Source organism: Microcystis sp. LEGE 08355 (assembly GCF_015207185.1).
Classification (GTDB): Bacteria; Cyanobacteriota; Cyanobacteriia; order Cyanobacteriales; family Microcystaceae; genus Microcystis; species Microcystis panniformis.
Map to the genome: position 1 here is coordinate 1 of NZ_JADEXI010000770.1, position 1,840 is coordinate 1,840.

1 protein-coding gene is annotated in these 1,840 nt (G+C 37.3%); it reads left to right on the top strand.

Annotation, left to right across the window (positions count from 1 at the left end; genetic code table 11):
• Positions 1-1,711, top strand: a 1,711-nt coding sequence (locus IQ242_RS23865) for a hypothetical protein (RefSeq protein ID WP_193961662.1), incomplete at its 5' end; no start/stop codon positions are given.
• Positions 1,712-1,840 lie beyond the last annotated feature (129 nt).

Genomic DNA, 1,840 nt, shown 5'->3' on the forward strand with positions numbered 1-1,840 from the left:
GGATAAATCAGCTACCCTTGCTAGTTACCAAACAGAAGCCAAAACAATCACTCAAGAGACTAATAATTTAAGAGATGAATTTATTCAAAAACTAGGTGAATTAACTTTTTCAGACCCTTTACCTAGCAGAGAAGAATTAGAAAAACAAATACTAGCTCATACAGATCAGCTTGTGGAGACAATCAACCTTTTATCTACGGGCAAAATTTCAGAAACTCCTCTTGATACTTTAAGCCAAGAAACTGATAGTTTAGTGGCCACAATTACGATTCTATTCGATGCTAATGCTAACGATGCAAACTTGCCAGGACTTAAGCAAGAACTAATCGCTTGGCAAACAAAAGTTAAAGATACTTTGGTTAAATTTTCCACCACTGTGGAATTACAACAGAAAAATGAGTCTTTGATTGCTGAACTGAAGGATAACTTAGACAAATATAGTTCAATTCCTGAAGTAGATGAACCCTTTGAAAAGTTAGTCAAGGAATTTAAAGATAATTTTGCACAACTACAAGTACAAGAAGAAAGTGTTTTATTTCAAACTTTAGACGATTTAATCAATGAAATTAAAGCTAGAGATGAGGGAATCAAACTAAATAAAAGAATTGATATTTTGCTGGAAAAAACCCAAGAACAAGTAGCGGGATTCCCTCAAGAATTAGACCGGGAAGTACAGGGAGAATTAGCCAAATTAATTAAAATACTAGGGATGGCACAGGTGGAACTCAAGAACATTTCCAAACCTGGTGATATCATGCAAGTAAAGTCGGTGGTAGATGCCGGAGAAATTGCGATTAAATCTTTAATAGGTAAACCTAATATTATTCTGGCACAAAAATTACGCTATGCCGCCAGAACGGGATTAAGAAAAACCCAGACAGGTTTTTGGACTCGTCTAGCCGAATTCAGAGATAATCTGTTCCATTCTTTCAAAATACCTACAAAAGTTTTAATTGGATTAGTGTTAGCTCTCCCTTTGAATTGGGGTATTATGAACTCCCTTCCAGTGAAAGATTTGCTTATGTCTTTACCTCCAATCAATACTGAGGGTAAAAGTAACCAAAATACTGAAGACAAAGACGGAAATTTTAGACTCTTGATATTGATATTGATGACAGGCACTTTAGGGGGAGCAGTTAGTCTTTTAACTCGTTTGCAAGATTTTGATAATCCCAAAAACCAAAAATATGACGATGACCTCTTGCCATTTATAATTGGTCTAACTAAGCCGATTTTAGGGGGAAGTTTTGCTTTCTTTATTCTGCTAATTCTTAACTCTAATATTTCTCCCTTAGAAATTCGGGGTGGCACTGAAGATAATCGGAATGGCATCTATTTATATGGACTTTTAACAATGGCTTTTGTGGCTGGATTTAGCGAACGTCTTATTCCCGATTTAATTAATCAAGTGGAGAAAAAAGTAACTGTAGAGGCTAGTTCCACTGGACAGGGACTACCTCCAGCGATTTTGATCGCTCCGCCTCGCCAAAATTTAGAATTAAATGGAATCCAGGAATTTAGCATTAACCCCGTTGGTAACTACACCATCACAATCTCACCGCCAGACAGCGGTAAAATTGATAAAAATACCACTGATGCCAAATTTACCTACACTGCACCTGCACAAGGAAATAATGGGGATAAAATTACTATTACTGCTACTTCTGATTCTGGACAAACTGCCAAGGCTACGGTCACTTTAACTGCATAAAAAAAGACCAAGAGAGCCTTCTAGTTTGATAAAAAAGGATAAGTAGGTAGGTGTTAAAAGTTGTCAGACACCCCCCTTATTAAGTAGGGCAGGGGGGATCCCCCCGCCTATCGGCACCCCCCTTAATAA